Genomic DNA, 15270 nt, shown 5'->3' with positions numbered 1-15270 from the left:
TGATTTTGCGCAAATAAGCCTGCGTCATGAAGTGGCGAACCGATCAGCGGGTTTTTCGCCAGCCAATCAGCCAGGTCACGACACCGCCGGCCATCAGCCAGCCGGGCATCATTCCCCACTCAGGGCGATGGATAAAGAGCAGCGTACCACTGAGCAATAAAACCGCGCCTATACCAAACAGATAACGGGATTGGCCCTGGCGCACATGACGCACATGCATATCCCGCACGATAGTATCGACGCTGGTCTGCAGCTGTTTGCTCTGCTGCAGGCTCTGATACACCAGCTCAGGTATTTCAGGCATTCTTTCGATCCAGAACGGCGCTTTGTCTTTAAACGCGCGCACCAGCGCCGGAATACCGACCTGATCTTTGATCCACGACTCAAGGAAAGGCTTCGCCGTTTTCCACAAGTCTAACTGAGGATAGAGCTGCCGGCCTACCCCTTCTACGTAAAGTAATGTCTTCTGTAGCAAAACAAGCTGCGGCTGGACTTCCATATTGAAGCGCCGCGCGGTGTTGAACAGATTAAGCAGCACGTGGCCGAAGGAGATCTCCGCCAGCGGCTTCTCAAAGATGGGCTCGCAGACCGTGCGGATCGCGAACTCAAACTCTTCGACATTAGTATCCGGCGGAACCCAACCGGAGTCGACGTGCAGCTCGGCAACCTTACGATAATCGCGGTTGAAAAAGGCGATAAAGTTTTCCGCCAGATAGCGCTTATCTTCTTTGTTCAGCGAGCCGACAATGCCGCAATCGATGCCGATATACTGCGGATCTTCCGGGTGCTCGTAGCTGACGAATATGTTGCCAGGGTGCATATCAGCATGGAAAAAACTGTCGCGAAACACCTGGGTGAAGAAGACCTGCACGCCCCGCTCCGCCAGCAGCTGCAGGTTGGTTCCCTGAGCCTCCAGCGCCTCGACGTCGGACACCGGAATGCCGTAGATGCGCTCCATCACCATCATGCTTTCGCTGCAGTAGTCGGGGTACACTTCCGGCACATACAGCATCGGGCTGTCTTCGAAATTACGCCGCAGCTGAATGGCGTTAGCGGATTCCCGCAGCAGGTTCAGCTCGTCCAGCAGCGTTTTTTCATACTCACGAACCACCTCCTGCGGGCGCAGACGGCGGCCGTCAGGCAGCAGACGCGGCACCCAGCGCGCCAGGCGGTAGATGAGCTTCATGTCCGCTTTAATGATCGGCAAAATATCCGGACGGATAACCTTGATCACCACCTCTTTGCCGTTCTCTTTCAGACGCGCGGTATGCACCTGGGCGATAGACGCCGAGGCTAACGGCTCAACGGAGAAATCATCAAACCAGGCCTCCACCGGCAGGCCACCCATCGCTTTCTCTATCTGCTGCTGCGCGAGCTTCCCGTCAAAGGGCGCCACGCGGTCCTGCAACAGCGCCAGCTGATCGGCAATATGCGGCGGAAAGAGATCCCGCCGCGTGGAAAGCATCTGGCCGAATTTAATCCACACCGGCCCCAGCTCCTGAAGCGCCAGCCGCAGACGGGCGCCAAGGGGTTGATCCTGATGGCGGTTTGGCATCCAGAACAGCATCCGCCGCCAGATACGCAGCGGCAGCGTGATCCGCATTTTGGGGATGAGCTCATCGAGCCCGTAGCTCAAAAAAGTGTGGACGATGAAATACAGGCGCCGTAATTCTCCTGGCGTCATTTGCCCTCCAGCGTTTCCAGCCGTTTTTCCAGTGCGGCCAGCGCGCGTTCAATAGCCGTCGTCTCTTCAGCAAACCAGGCCAGCTCCAGCGGCCCCGGCGCCAGGCGCCACTCTTCAGTGATCGCTTCCGCGACATAGCGCTGCTGGCGCTGCGCCCCTTTCAGTAAAAACTGAGCGCCGCCGCGGAGAACTTTACCGACGCCTTCGGCCACGATGTCGCCGGTGTAAGGCGCCAGCAGTTCAGCGGGATCGAACTCTGCCAGATCGCACAGGGTGACCATGTTCTGCACCACCTGCAGATCGCCCTGCACTTCCAGCTCGCCGCTGCGGATAAGCGCCGTGAGCTGCTGACGGTTGCGCAGTTTTGGCAGTACGCTGAGCCGGGTAATCACGGTGCAGTCGGCCTCTCCCTCCCAGGCGCTCAGGACATCAACCTGGCGTTCGCTGAACACCAGCACCACGGGCGTGGAGAAGTCCTGCAGCTGTACCCGCAATACCTTGCCCAGCAGGCGCTGGCGGGCCGGTTTTAGCGCTTTGTCGCGCCAGAGGAAAGTATTCAGCGCCGTTTCAATGCCAGCGGTCACCAGGGGTGTGAAAGGCATAGCGTCCCTCCTGTCAGAACTTGTAACCGCGATGCAAAGCAACGATACCTGCCGTCAGGTTGTAGTAGTCCACGCTTTCGAAGCCTGCATCCTGCATCATCCCTTTCAGGGATTCCTGGTCCGGATGCATACGGATCGACTCCGCCAGGTAGCGATAGCTGTCGCCGTCTTTTGCCACCAGCTCGCCCACCTTCGGCAGGATATGGAAGGAGTAAGCGTCGTAGGCTTTGCTCAGCGGTTCAATAATGGGTTTAGAAAACTCCAACACCAGCAGACGTCCGCCCGGCTTCAGCACGCGGTACATCGAACGCAGCGCTTTCTCTTTGTCGGTCACGTTACGCAGACCGAAAGAGATGGTGATGCAGTCAAAGGTATTATCAGCAAACGGCAGGGCTTCCGCGTTGGCCTGAACATACTCAACATTACCCACGATGCCGATATTGCGCAGCTTTTCGCGGCCCATTTTGAGCATTGAATCATTGATATCAGCAAGCATAACGCGGCCGGTTTCCCCTACCAGACGGGAAAACTTAGCCGTCAAATCACCGGTACCCCCCGCCAGATCCAGCACGGTCTGCCCGCGACGTACACCGCTGCAGTCGATGGTGAAACGCTTCCACAAACGATGGATACCAAACGACATTAAGTCATTCATCACATCATACTTTGCGGCGACAGAATGGAATACATGCGCCACCATGTCCGCTTTCTGCTCTTTAGCGACCGTCTGAAAGCCAAAGTGCGTCGTTTCTTGTGAATCCTCAACCATCTTTATGCCTGCTTGCTTTTCAAGAAAATGTTCACTGAGTGTATCAGACTCAGCGCATTTCCCATACGTTTCAGCGTGGCGGAGCCGCCTCCCGGCTGCGCACCGCCTCGGCAGAGTCGGGCGAAAATGCGTCATTTTCCGGCAGGTTATCCTCCTCTTCGAGACGATATTGATCGTCCTGAGCAGTGGCTTGTTCGACTAAATCAGGATTAATCTCGCGCTTGACCTCCACGCCCAACCCGCGAAAAGCCTCCGCCTGAGCCAGCAGATTACCGCGCCCGGAAGCGAGCTTTTTCATCGCCTGGCGATAGTTCTCTTGCGCTTTATCCAGACTCTGGCCGATAGTGGACATATCGTCCACAAACAGGCGCATTTTGTCGTAAAGGCGCCCCGCCCGCTCGGCGATCTTCTGCGCGTTGCGGCTCTGGTGCTCATAACGCCACAGATTGGCGATGGTGCGCAGGGCCACCAGCAGCGTCGTCGGGCTGACCAGCATAATATTATTTTGCAGCGCCTCGCTAATGAGCTCGGGCTGACGATCAATGGCCAGCAGGAATGCCGGCTCGACGGGAATAAACATCAGCACATAGTCGAGGGAGCGCAGGCCCGGCAGTTGCTGATAATCCTTGCGTCCCAGCAGGCGAATATGATTACGCACCGAGGCAAGGTGCTCCTGCAGCGCGACTTCGCGGGTGTAGTCATCCTCGGCGTTGAAATAGCGCTCATAGGCGACAAGGGTCATTTTGGCGTCGATAACCACGTCTTTACCCTGCGGCAGGCGCACGATGACGTCCGGCTGCATCCGCGAGCGGTTGTCGGTCTCGATGCTGACCTGGGTCTGGTACTCATAGCCTTCCCGCAGGCCGGAGGCTTCCAGCACGCGGGTGAGAACCACTTCCCCCCAGTTGCCCTGAGTTTTGTTATCGCCCTTCAGCGCTTTGGTCAGGTTCAGCGCCTCCTGCGCCATCTGCGCGTTCAGCTGCTGCAGGTTGCGGATCTCATGCGCCAGGGTGTGCCTTTCCCGCGCCTCCTGGCCGAAGCTCTCCTGCACCTGGCGGCGGAACCCGTCCAGCTGTTCGCGCAGCGGTGTCAGCAGGCCATGCAGGCTCTGGCGATTTTGCTCATCGACGCGTCGGTTGCTGTGTTCGAAAATGCGGTTGGCGAGGTTTTCAAACTGCTCGCTCAGGCGCTGTTCGCTGTTCACCATCTGGCGGATCTTATCTTCCGCATGCAGCTGGGTGGATTCGAGCCGGGTGGTAACCTCCCGCAGATCGGCCTCCAGCGAGGTATTGATATCCCGCAGGCTGCGCAGCTCGTTGTTCAGCAGCTCGCACTCTTCACGCCAGTGGGCTTCCTGTACCAGCTGCTGACGGGCGGCGCTCAGCTCAATATCCAGCTCTCGCCGCTCCTCGATAAGATCGGCCCGAATTTGATCGGCGCGCGCTTTGGTCGCCAGCCAGCCGACGATTAATCCAGCAGCCAGTGCGATAACCGCGCTGATAATAATGGAGAGATCCACGACGCCCCCTGCGATAACCTGATGACACAAAATAGAATTGTGCTGTACAAACGTCCAGTTTAAAAGGAATTTCCTGCGAGAGGCGACGCAAAAAAAAGGCCGGAGGATCCGGCCTGACAGGGAAAGCGTTGAATTACAGCAGACGGCGCGCCGCTTCCACGACGATTTTCACCGCATGGCTTTCGGTTTGCTTCATGGTTTCGGCGTTAGGGATCTCTTGCTGGGTACGGTTAACGATAACCCCGGCCACCATCCCGGCGCGCAGACCCTGGCTGGCGCACATGGTCAGCAGCGTAGCGGATTCCATTTCATAGTTCATCACGCCCATCGCCTGCCACTCTTCCATGGAGCCTTTGAAGCGGCTCACTACGCGGCCGGAGAAGGTGTCGTAACGCTCCTGTCCCGGGTAGAAGGTATCCGAGGAAGCAGTCACGCCGATATGGGTGGTGGCGCCAATGGATTTCGCTGCTTCCACCAGCGCGGTGGTGCAGGCGAAATCTGCGACGGCCGGGAATTCCATCGGCGCGAAGTGCAGGCTGGCGCCGTCCAGACGAACGGAAGCGGTAGTCACCAGCACATCGCCAACGTTGATGTGCGGCTGAATGGCGCCGGTGGTGCCAATGCGCAGGAAGGTACGCACGCCAAGCTGCGCCAGCTCTTCCACAGCGATAGACGTAGACGGGCCGCCGATGCCGGTGGAGCAGACGATCACCGGTTTGCCGTCCAGTTCCGCGCGCCAGGAGGTAAATTCGCGGTGGGATGCCAGCTTAACCGGCTTATCCATCAGCGCGGCGATCTTTTCCACACGCTCCGGATCGCCAGGGACGATAGCCAGCGTAGCCCCTTGTAAATCGTTCTTGGTGAGGCCGAGATGAAAAACATCAGACTTGGACATAAAAAACTCCTCTGTGGGTCGAATTATCAGCAGAAGCAAAACGGTACTGTACAGAAGCCCCTGGCAACATTTTGTGATGTTAGTCACCAAGAACAATAATGATTGCAGTTGTTTTTCAGTAAATAGTGATAAACATCACATTAACAAGTTATATTCATCGTCACTGAACAAAAGATAGCCGCTTTCAGGCACTGTGCTTTATTACCGCCCGAACTAAAGGTAAAGGGTCTATAGTTACTGATGCGCTAATAAATAAGGGTACGGAGAATACCATGACCACCACCAAGCAACCTGGATTCGCACCTGCAGCCTCGCCGCATGCCGCAACCGCCGTTCATACGCCGGAAGAGCATATTGTCGCCGGAGAGACCTCTATTCCCTCTCAGGGGGAAAACATGCCGGCTTACCATGCCCGCCCGAAAAACGCTGATGGCCCATTGCCGATCGTCATCGTGGTGCAGGAAATCTTCGGCGTGCATGAGCATATTCGCGATCTTTGTCGTCGCCTGGCGCAGGAAGGCTATCTGGCTATCGCGCCTGAATTGTACTTCCGTCAGGGCGATCCGAATGAGTATCACGATATCCCGACCCTGTTTAAAGAGCTGGTTACGAAGGTGCCGGACGCGCAGGTGCTGGCGGATCTCGACCACGTCGCCAGCTGGGCGGCGCGCCATGACGGCGATGCCCATCGTCTGCTGATCACCGGCTTCTGCTGGGGCGGACGTATCACCTGGCTATATGCTGCCCATAACCCGCAGTTGAAGGCGGCGGTAGCCTGGTACGGCAAACTGGTAGGAGAAAAATCGCTGAATTCGCCAAAACACCCGGTGGATATCGCCGTCGATCTCAACGCCCCGGTACTCGGCCTGTACGGCGCTAAAGACGCCAGCATTCCACAGGACACCGTCGAAACCATGCGCCAGGCGCTGCGGGCGGCCAACGCCACGGCGGAAATCGTGGTCTATCCTGAAGCCGATCACGCCTTTAACGCCGACTATCGCGCCAGCTATCACGAAGAGTCAGCCAAAGACGGCTGGCAGCGGATGCTCGACTGGTTTGCTCAATATGGCGGTAAAAAAGGGTAATCGTCCGAAGCAGGAAAAAAAGGAGGCAAATGCCTCCTTTTTGATTTTTCGGGTGACGATCAGGCAGATTGACGCAGGTTACGCGCCGCTTGCACCATATTCGCCAGCGCGGCGCGAGTCTCCGGCCAGCCCCGGGTTTTCAGGCCGCAGTCCGGGTTAACCCACAGCCGCTCCGCCGGGATACGCTGCGCGGCTTTTTCCAGCAGCGCTTCGATCCACTCCACGCTCGGTACGTTTGGCGAGTGAATATCATATACCCCCGGCCCGATTTCATTGGGATACTCGAACACTTCGAACGACTCCAGCAGTTCCATGTCGGAACGCGAGGTTTCAATGGTGATCACGTCGGCGTCCAGCGCGGCGATGGAGTCCATGATGTCGTTGAACTCGCAATAGCACATGTGGGTATGGATCTGAGTGTCGTCTTTGGCCACCGCGGCGTTAAGGCGGAAGGCTTCCACACCCCACTGCAGATAGGCATCCCAATCGCTGCGCTTCAGCGGTAACCCTTCGCGCAAGGCAGGCTCATCAATCTGGATGATGCCGATCCCGGCCGCTTCCAGATCCGCCACTTCATCACGCAGGGCCAGCGCAATCTGTTTCGCGATGGTTTCACGGCTGACGTCTTCCCGCGGGAAGGACCAGCACAGAATCGTCACCGGTCCAGTGAGCATCCCTTTCACCGGTTTGTCGGTCAGCGACTGCGCGTACTTCGCCCATTCGACGGTGATCGCCTGTGGACGGCTGACGTCGCCGATCACCACCGGCGGCTTCACGCAGCGGGAGCCATAACTCTGCACCCAGCCGTTTTGCGTGAAGATGAAACCGTCCAGATGCTCACCGAAGTATTCCACCATATCGTTCCGCTCGGCTTCCCCGTGCACCAGTACGTCTAATCCTAACCGCTCCTGCTCGACGATCGCCTGCTTAATATGTTCCGCAATGCCGGTACGATAATGACTGGCGTCCAGATTGCCCTTTTTGAAGTCCAGGCGCAGGCCGCGGATCTCGGTCGTCTGCGGGAATGACCCGATAGTGGTGGTCGGCCACGCCGGCAGGTTAAAGCGTTGACGCTGCGCCTGAGCGCGAACCTCATAGGGGCTGGCGCGCTGGCTGTCCTGAGCGGTGATCGCCGCCAGCCGTTTTTCCACCGCCGGGTTATGTACGCGCGTCGAATGGCGACGGGCATGGACTGGCGCGCTCCACTCGGTAATCGCCGCGGTATCGCCGCTGTTCAGCGCATCGCGCAGCAGCGCCAGCTCACCGCATTTTTGCAGCGCGAAGGCAAACCAGCTCTTCACTTCCGCATCAAGGCGCGTCTCCACGCTCAGGTCGATCGGGCTGTGCAACAGAGAGCAGGATGTCGCGACCCACAGTTCGCGCTTACCGACGAGGTTTTTAATTTGCGCATATTTTTCGGCGAGATCGGCGCGCCAGACGTTACGCCCGTTGATCAGGCCGGCGGACAGCAGCCAGTCGGCAGGCAGACAATTATGCAGTTCGGCGACATCATCTTTACCGTGGACCAGATCGACGTGCAGCCCCTGGACCGGCAGCGCAGCAATGGTCTCGAGATTGTCGCTAACGCCTTCAAAATAGGTGGTCAGCAGCAGTTTGACCTGGCCCTGCAGGGCGTCATAAGCCGGTTTAAAGGCCTCCAGCCACGCTGGCGGCAGCTCCAGCACCAGCGCCGGTTCATCAATCTGCACCCACTCAATGCCGCGCTTCGCCAGTTCGGCCAGCACCTGCTGATAAACCGGCAGGATGTCATTCAGCAGGCTCAGACGGTCAAACGGTTCGCCTTTCACTTTGCCCAGCCACAGATAGGTCACCGGCCCCAGCAGCACGGGCTTGATCTTGTGGCCCAGCGCCAGCGCTTCGTCCACTTCATCCAGCAGTTGGGTCCAGGTCAGTTTGAACTGCTGGCCCTTCACGAACTCTGGCACCATGTAGTGATAGTTGGTGTTGAACCACTTGGTCATTTCCGCAGCGGCCGCTGGCTCGCCGGTGGGAGCGCGGCCGCGGCCAATGCGGAACAGGGTATCGATATCGACAGAGCCGTCTTTGTTCTGATGACGAGCCGGCACGTTGCCAAGCAGCAGGCTGGTGGTCAGAACATGGTCGTACCAGGCGAAATCGCCCACCGGCAGCAGGTCAATACCGGCCTGCTTCTGCTGCTCCCAATGACGGGCGCGCAGTTCCCGGCCTACCGCCAGCAGTTCCTCGCGAGTGGCATTGCCCGCCCAGTAGCTTTCTTGCGCTTTTTTCAGCTCGCGGCGCAGGCCAACGCGAGGAAAACCGAGGGTGTGGTTAATAATTGTCATTTTTTGAGCCTCATAATTGCAATCCGAAGATTTCGGATTTAGGGAAGGCGGCAAACTTGCTCATCCCCAGGAGCTTACTGAAGTCAGTGACTGGGGTGAGGAAGTGCAGCCAACGCACCATAAATTCGAAAGATAAAGGATTTAGCCGTCCAGATGTTTACACATCCATAATTGGCAGTTACTGTATATTCCTCAAGCGCAAATTGCTCATGGCGAAGTGAAGGACTTTCATGATCGAAATTAAACATCTGAAAACGCTGCAAGCGTTGCGGAACAGCGGTTCACTGGCGGGCGCAGCGGCTGCCCTGCATCAGACCCAGTCCGCCTTGTCTCACCAGTTCAGCGATCTGGAACAGCGCCTTGGCTTTCGTCTCTTTGTACGTAAGAGCCAGCCGCTGCGTTTTACTCCTCAAGGGGAGATCCTCTTACAGCTGGCCAACCAGGTGCTGCCGCAGATCGCTCGCGCCCTGCAGGACTGTAACGAACCGCAGCAGACCCGGCTGCGGCTGGCTATCGAATGCCACAGCTGTATTCAGTGGCTCACGCCGGCGCTGGAGAATTTCCGCGCCCGCTGGCCGCACGTGGAAGTCGACTTCCATTCCGGCGTCACCTTCGACCCGCAGCCTGCGCTGCAGCAGGGCGAACTGGATCTGGTCATGACCTCAGATATCCTGCCGCGCAGCGGTCTGCACTACTCGCCAATGTTTGATTATGAGGTGCGCCTGGTGCTGGCGCCTGAGCACCCGTTAGCCATGAAGACGCTGATTACGCCGGAGGATCTGGCCACGGAAACGCTGCTGATTTATCCCGTGCAGCGCGGACGCCTCGACATCTGGCGTCATTTCCTGCAGCCGGCCGGCATCAGTCCCCAGCTGAAAAGCGTCGATAACACGCTGTTGCTGATCCAGATGGTGGCTGCCCGGATGGGTATCGCCGCGCTGCCGCACTGGGTGGTGGAAAGTTTTGAACGCCAGGGTCTGGTGGTGACCAAAACCCTGGGCGAGGGATTATGGAGCCGGCTGTACGCGGCCGTTCGCGATGGCGAACAGCGTCAACCGGTCACCGAAGCGTTTATTCGCTCTGCGCGGAACCACGCGTGCGATCATCTGCCGTTTGTCCGGAGTGCGGAGCGACCCAGCGTCGATGGACCCACAGCGAGGCCAGGATCACCAACGCTCCGCTAATAAAGCTCGGCCAGTGCGGCTGCTCCTGCCAGATGGCAAGGTTAACCAACAGCCCGGCGGGGACATGGACGTTATTCATGATCCCCAGCGTGCCGGCATCCACCTGAGTGGCGCCATAGTTCCACATAAAGTAGCCCAGCCCGGAAGCCACGACGCCAAGCCACACCAGCACGCTCCACTGCAGCCTGGTGGTCGGCAGCTTCTGTGGGTTGCCCAGCATAAACCATGCCGCCACCGCCACGATAAAGGCCCCGACATAGAACCAGGCAAAGGCATTGTGCTGCGGCATCGGTCGCACCTCCATCAGGCGCTTGTAACCCACCATCCCGATGGCGAAGCAGAGGTTTGACAACTGCACCAGTAACAGCCCGGTCCAGAAATGATCGCTGACTTTGTCGTAACGGATAATCGCCGCCCCAAGCACCGCCAGCGCGGCGCTCAGCAGATAGCCCCAGCGTAGTTTACGTCCGCTGAGCAAATCGTAGATCAGCGTGATATACAGCGGAGTAAATACGGTAAACAGCAGGAATTCCGAGACCGTCAGATAGAGATAGGCGCGGAAGGCCAGCAGGTACATGATGCCAAGCTGCATCGCGCCCACCAGCATATAGAGCACGATCGTGCGCGGAGACTGGCCGCGCGTCCGCAGGAAAGGCAGGAACACCAGCGCCGCCAGGCCCACGCGCATCAGCACCGAAAAATAGCTGTCGACGCTACCGGCCAGGTACTCGCCAATCAGGCTGAAAGAAAAGGCCCACAGGATAGTGGTGATAATTAACAGCGCCACAATGGTCGTCTCGTTGGATAAAGAACAGGCATTGTAGCGAAGAGTCAGGTTGACGACTGGACAGTTATTCGCCAGTCGTCAATCTTTGTCAGTCGAGGTACAGCTTACGCAGATAGTGCGGGACCGCATCGTCGGCGTTGCTGCCGATCACTTCCAGCTCCGGATGCAGATCCTTCAGCCGTTGGTGGGCGTTGGCCATAATGCAGCCTTTACCGGCCATCGACAGCATCTCGGCGTCGTTCATGCCGTCGCCGAAAGCGATGCAATCGGACAGACTGTAGCCGAGCATTTTCGCCACCGCCTCCAGCGCATGCCCCTTCGATACCCCGCCCGCCATTACCTCCAGGCAGGTTAAGGTGGAGAAGCTGACGTTCACGCGATCGCCCCAGCGGGCGTTCATCGCCTGCTCAAGCGGCAGTAAATGTTCGTGATCCTCACAGGTAAAGAACACCTTGCTGATCCCCTGCGGATCCAGTTCGCCCGGCTCATACAGCTTGTAGTTAAACACCGCCTCTTTGAAAAAGCGCATCTCTTCCGGGCGATGGCGGTTCATATACCACTCATCTTCCCGATAGACGTTAGTGACGATTTTCGGGTCGTTGCGCACGATTTCAAACAGGTCGGCGGCAATATCGCGGTCGAGGTTATGGGCGAAAATTTGCTGGCCATCGCTATCGTGAACGCGGGCGCCGTTAGAGGTGATCATGTACGACCGGATGCCGAGATTATCGCGGATCTGCCCGACGTCGATGTAGTGACGGCCGGTGGCGAAGACGAAATTGATCCCACGAGCGGTAAGCAGCTTCAGCGTCTCTTTGGCATACGGGGTCAGGAAATGATCGGGGGAAAGCAGCGTGCCGTCTAAATCAGACGCAACAACCTGGTACATAAAAAAGTTAACCTCTAAGCAGGGCGACGAGCGTTATCGTCGGATTAAGTATGTCGATTGAAAAACTCGACGATGGCATTGAGCGCGACTGAGCGCATAGCGTCCTTTTCAAAAAGGATCTCATGGTATGCCCCTTCAATGACGAGCGGCTTTCCGCCCTCACAGGGATGGCCGGCGGCGGCCCGTAATTCACAATAGCGGTCGTGCATCAGATTATCGACCACCCGCTCCTCTTCCGCCTGCAGCAGCAGCGTCGGGGCCGTATCTTTCTCCACATTCGCCAGCACTTCGTCACCGGCCAGCATGCCTTCGCGCACCCAGTGCCAGGTCGGGCCGCCGACCTGCAGTCGCGGCTCGTCGGCATAGAAGCGCAGGTTACGACGATAGCGTTGTCGACTGTGCGTCAGCACGTTAACGGCAAAAGGCAGCGCCCGCCAGCGTCCGGTGCCGATGGCATACTCTTCGCGAATGCGCTGATGGCCCTCAGCCCAGTCGAGAATATGCCGCACCATCCAGTCCGGCAGCCGAATGATAATCCCGAACATCGGCGCGCAGAGCGCAATGGCATCGCAATGCGCCTGGTAGCGTTGCAGAAAAAGCGTGGCAATCGCCCCGCCCATAGAGTGAGCGAGGATAAACCGTTTTCGCCAGTGGCCCGGGACCACCTGCTGCTGCCAGAGCGCAGCCAGGTCATCAACATAATCGCTGAAGTTAACCACGTGCCCGCGGTGGGTATCAGAGAGCAGACGACCCGAGCGTCCCTGGCCGCGATGATCAATGATCATTACGTCAAAGCCGCTGTGAAAGAGATCGTAGGCCACTTCAGCATACTTCACGTAGCTTTCAATGCGCCCGGGGCAAATCAGCACCAGCCGATCGTTATTTTGCGCGCAAAAGCGAACAAAGCGTACCGGTACATCATCGACGCCTTTAAATTCAGCCTCTTCGCGCTGTCGCCAGAAATCCGTCAGCGGCCCCATGCTGAAGGCCGCAAACGCGTTTTCTCGTGTTTCCCAGTCCTTTTTCTGCCCAAACATCGGGTTTACACCCCTGTTAACCGCTGAAAATCGTTTTTTTGCCGTGTATCACACAATGCTGACACAATAGCGTATTGTGGCATAAAAACAGACAATCAGGGAGTTTCTCATGACCATTGAGTGGTGGTTCGCCTACCTGCTGACATCAATCATTCTCAGCCTGTCCCCGGGTTCCGGAGCGATTAATACCATGACCACCTCCATTAACCACGGTTACCGCGGCGCGGCGGCGTCGATTGCCGGTTTGCAGACCGGGCTGGCCATTCATATCGTGCTGGTCGGCGTCGGCCTCGGCACTCTCTTCTCCCGCTCGGTGCTGGCCTTTGAGGTGCTGAAATGGGCCGGCGCAGCCTACCTGATCTGGCTTGGTATCCAGCAATGGCGCGCGGCAGGGGCCATCGACCTGAATACGCTGGCGAAGGCGCAGACCCGCGGCAAACTGTTCCAGCGGGCGGTGTTCGTGAATCTCACCAATCCTAAAAGCATCGTTTTTCTGGCCGCCCTGTTTCCACAGTTTATCCTGCCCCACCAGCCCCAGGTGATGCAGTATCTCGTTCTGGGCGTCACCACCATCGTCGTCGATATCATTGTGATGATTGGCTATGCAACCCTCGCACAGCGCATTTCAGCATGGATTAAGGGGCCAAAGCAGATGAAGGCGCTGAACAAAGTCTTTGGTTCACTGTTTATGCTGGTTGGGGCGCTGCTCGCCTCCGCCCGTCACGCCTGAATGATGGAATCTCGCTCGCAAAGAGAGGTTCGCCTGGCGGGCGAAGCCATCTCTCTGCGCGAGCCGGCGCGCAAAGCGGGAAATTAATCTTTTTGCCCGCTGTCGACGCTGAGCCCGCCGTGCCAGGATGCCGCCAGAGACGTGATTCACGGATGAACGGCGATGGCAGAAACGGCGACCCCACATGATGCGGTATTTAAAACTTTTCTGTCGCGGGCAGAGACAGCGCGCGATTTTATCGAGATCCACCTGCCACCGTCGTTAACAGCGATCTGCAAACTGGATACCCTGCGTCTGGAATCCGGCAGCTTTCTTGAAGACGACCTCAGGCCCTACTACAGCGATATTCTCTATTCGCTGGAAACCACCCGCGGTAAGGGGTATGTCCATGTTCTGATCGAGCACCAGAGCGCCCCCGATAAACTGATGGCCTTTCGCTTAATGCGCTATGCCATCGCCGCCATGCAGCGCCATCTGGAGAGCGGCCATAAAACGCTGCCTCTGGTTATTCCGGTCCTCTTCTATCAGGGACGACGCAGCCCCTATCCCTGGTCTATGAGCTGGCTGGATAATTTCGCCGATCCCGAGAACGCCCGCCAGCTCTATAGCGGGGCGTTTCCGCTGGTCGATATCACGGTGATCCCCGACGACGACATTATGCAGCACCGCAGCATGGCGGCCCTGACGCTGGTGCAAAAACACATCCGCCAGCGCGATATGGCGCAATTGCTGGATAAGTTGACCCAACTCTTAATGCTGGAGCAGATGAGCGGACAACAAATCACCGTATTGGTAAACTATATGGCTCAGGCAGGGGATGCCGAGGATACTCGGGCACTCTTATACGGGCTGGCACAGCGCGTGCCGCAGCATGGAGGATTACTGATGACGCTGGCGGAAACATGGCTCGCAGAAGGTATGGAAAAAGGCATCAGGAAAGGCGTACAGCAAGGCATAAAGGAAGGTATAAAGGAAGGCAAACATCAGGCCTTGCTGCAGGTTGCCGAAGCGATGCGCAAACGCGGGATTGATGACGAAGCGATTATGGAAATGACCGGTCTGTCTGAAGACGAGCTGCAGCGGCTTCGCTATTGACACTTTCTCCACCCGGATATAGCCGGGTGGAGCATAGCGCCAGGTTAACGCGAGATAATCAGGTGGATGCCGAAGCCCGCAAACAGCGTGCCGGCGATACCGTCGATCCACTTCGCCATCCGCTGATAGCCGCGGCGCATCCCCGGCAGGGCGAACAGGCTGGCAACCACCAAAAACCAGGCCAGCGTCTCCATGATAATCAGCAGAAAAATGCCCCAGCGCGCGCCGGCGCCAACGCTGTCACCGACGAACAGCGAAAACACCGAGCCGAAGTAGATAATCGCTTTCGGGTTCGCCAGATTGGTCAGCAATCCCTTCAGGAAGCTGCGTCCGCTGCGGGCCAGTTCAACCTGCGGTTCTGCCGGGGACACCGCCTCTTTTTTCAACGCGCCGCGCAACATCTGATAGCCCATCCAGCACAGGTACAAGCCACCGCCGATCATAATGATGTTGTGCAGCCATGCCATTCTGGCGAGGATCAGGTTCAGGCCGAGCAGCGCAACCCCCGCCCAGATCATCACGCCGCAGGTGATCCCCAGTACGCCCATCACCGCCTCTCTGCGCGAGCGGCTGATGGCCGTTTGTGAGACAAAGAAAAAATCCGGCCCCGGGCTCATTAGCGCAATGATATGCACCAGCGCCACGGTGAGGAAAAGCATCAGCATAGTTA

The 15270-nt window shown here is 57.7% G+C and carries 14 protein-coding genes; 4 read left to right on the top strand and 10 right to left on the bottom strand.

What is annotated here, in order from left to right:
* Positions 1-43 precede the first annotated feature (43 nt).
* From ubiB to udp, 5 genes are all read right to left on the bottom strand, one after another.
* Entirely contained in the window at positions 44-1684 is a 1641-nt protein-coding gene (gene ubiB, locus AC6CWS_RS21695) for a ubiquinone biosynthesis regulatory protein kinase UbiB (RefSeq protein ID WP_032454523.1), read from the bottom strand.
* Positions 1681-2286 carry a ubiquinone biosynthesis protein UbiJ gene (ubiJ, locus tag AC6CWS_RS21690; RefSeq protein WP_032454522.1) on the bottom strand — a complete coding sequence of 202 codons (606 nt, stop codon included), beginning with the start codon at positions 2284-2286 and terminating at the stop codon, positions 1681-1683. The genes ubiB and ubiJ overlap by 4 nt, the downstream gene beginning before the upstream one ends.
* Before the next feature lie 13 nt (positions 2287-2299).
* The gene (gene ubiE, locus AC6CWS_RS21685) at positions 2300-3055 is read right to left on the bottom strand and encodes a bifunctional demethylmenaquinone methyltransferase/2-methoxy-6-polyprenyl-1,4-benzoquinol methylase UbiE (protein WP_023291579.1); all 756 of its coding nucleotides are present in this window, start codon (positions 3053-3055) and stop codon (positions 2300-2302) included.
* A gap of 70 nt (positions 3056-3125) precedes the next feature.
* The gene (gene rmuC / locus AC6CWS_RS21680) at positions 3126-4574 is read right to left on the bottom strand and encodes a DNA recombination protein RmuC (protein WP_065883627.1); all 1449 of its coding nucleotides are present in this window, start codon (positions 4572-4574) and stop codon (positions 3126-3128) included.
* Between the two features lie 133 nt (positions 4575-4707).
* Positions 4708-5469: a uridine phosphorylase gene (gene udp / locus AC6CWS_RS21675; protein WP_002883419.1), complete on the bottom strand. Its 762-nt coding sequence runs from the start codon at positions 5467-5469 to the stop codon at positions 4708-4710.
* 272 nt (positions 5470-5741) lie between these two features.
* On the opposite strand from udp, the gene AC6CWS_RS21670 reads away from it, so the two are divergent.
* Complete coding sequence (locus AC6CWS_RS21670) at positions 5742-6554, top strand: dienelactone hydrolase family protein (RefSeq protein ID WP_080901782.1); 813 nt, start codon at positions 5742-5744, stop codon at positions 6552-6554.
* 59 nt (positions 6555-6613) lie between these two features.
* Here AC6CWS_RS21670 and metE read toward each other — a convergent pair whose 3' ends face one another.
* Positions 6614-8878 carry a 5-methyltetrahydropteroyltriglutamate--homocysteine S-methyltransferase gene (metE, locus tag AC6CWS_RS21665; protein ID WP_065883621.1) on the bottom strand — a complete coding sequence of 755 codons (2265 nt, stop codon included), beginning with the start codon at positions 8876-8878 and terminating at the stop codon, positions 6614-6616.
* Between the two features lie 230 nt (positions 8879-9108).
* On the opposite strand from metE, the gene metR reads away from it, so the two are divergent.
* On the top strand, positions 9109-10062 hold the full coding sequence (metR, locus tag AC6CWS_RS21660; protein ID WP_032454519.1) for an HTH-type transcriptional regulator MetR: 954 nt from the start codon (positions 9109-9111) through the stop codon (positions 10060-10062).
* Here metR and AC6CWS_RS21655 read toward each other — a convergent pair.
* From AC6CWS_RS21655 to pldB, 3 genes are all read right to left on the bottom strand, one after another.
* A complete protein-coding gene (locus AC6CWS_RS21655; RefSeq protein WP_023291574.1) occupies positions 9950-10849 on the bottom strand; it encodes a carboxylate/amino acid/amine transporter in 900 nt (299 codons plus the stop codon). The two genes, metR and AC6CWS_RS21655, sit on opposite strands and share 113 nt — an antisense overlap.
* A gap of 88 nt (positions 10850-10937) precedes the next feature.
* Positions 10938-11738, bottom strand: coding sequence for a sugar/pyridoxal phosphate phosphatase YigL (gene yigL / locus AC6CWS_RS21650; protein ID WP_017899394.1), 801 nt, complete (start codon positions 11736-11738; stop codon positions 10938-10940).
* A 44-nt stretch (positions 11739-11782) separates the two neighbouring features.
* Positions 11783-12775, bottom strand: a complete 993-nt coding sequence (gene pldB / locus AC6CWS_RS21645; RefSeq protein ID WP_008807942.1) for a lysophospholipase L2 — start codon at positions 12773-12775, stop codon at positions 11783-11785.
* 109 nt (positions 12776-12884) lie between these two features.
* Here pldB and rhtB point away from each other — a divergent pair, with 109 nt between their 5' ends.
* Positions 12885-13505, top strand: coding sequence for a homoserine/homoserine lactone efflux protein (rhtB, locus tag AC6CWS_RS21640; RefSeq protein ID WP_002883411.1), 621 nt, complete (start codon positions 12885-12887; stop codon positions 13503-13505).
* 162 nt (positions 13506-13667) lie between these two features.
* Entirely contained in the window at positions 13668-14600 is a 933-nt protein-coding gene (locus tag AC6CWS_RS21635; RefSeq protein WP_065883619.1) for an Rpn family recombination-promoting nuclease/putative transposase, read from the top strand.
* Positions 14601-14644: 44 nt separating this feature from the next.
* Here the strand turns inward: AC6CWS_RS21635 and rhtC are convergent, their stop codons facing one another.
* Positions 14645-15265 (bottom strand): threonine export protein RhtC, encoded by a 621-nt coding sequence (rhtC, locus tag AC6CWS_RS21630; RefSeq protein WP_023291572.1) that lies wholly within the window; start codon positions 15263-15265, stop codon positions 14645-14647.
* Between the last annotated feature and the right edge of the window lie 5 nt (positions 15266-15270).

This window comes from Klebsiella sp. M041 (assembly GCF_059759695.1).
Note: the sequence above shows the minus strand (reverse complement) of the source record. Positions and strands in the feature narration are given on the sequence as shown.